Raw genomic sequence first — 320 nt, forward strand, 5'->3', positions numbered from 1 at the left:
ATTTTCATCCATTACATTTCCGTATTGGTCTTTTACTATACCTTTATACTCTGTTTCATTTGGACTTGTTATTTCTGTTGGTACATTTATTATACTTTCACCATTAATTATTATATTTGTTACTTCTGGCTCTGTTTTTTCTATTGTTACTGTTTTTTCTTCAGTCATTCCATTACTAGATGCTATTACTATTACTATTCCTGCATTTGCCTGGTTGGTTATTTGTAATACTCCAGTCTCTAAATTTATACTTACTCCATTTGCTGGCGTTTTTAATGACCAACTTATATTTTCATCCATCACATTTCCGTACTGATCTT

At 30.3% G+C, this 320-nt stretch carries 1 protein-coding gene; it reads right to left on the reverse strand.

All coding sequences use genetic code 11. The features are described 5' to 3' along the window. Window positions 1-320 (reverse strand): hypothetical protein (locus QMG30_RS24880; protein ID WP_281819926.1); only part of this gene is annotated, 320 nt, incomplete at both ends.

Source organism: Vallitalea longa (assembly GCF_027923465.1).
GTDB lineage: Bacteria > Bacillota > Clostridia > Lachnospirales > Vallitaleaceae > Vallitalea > Vallitalea longa.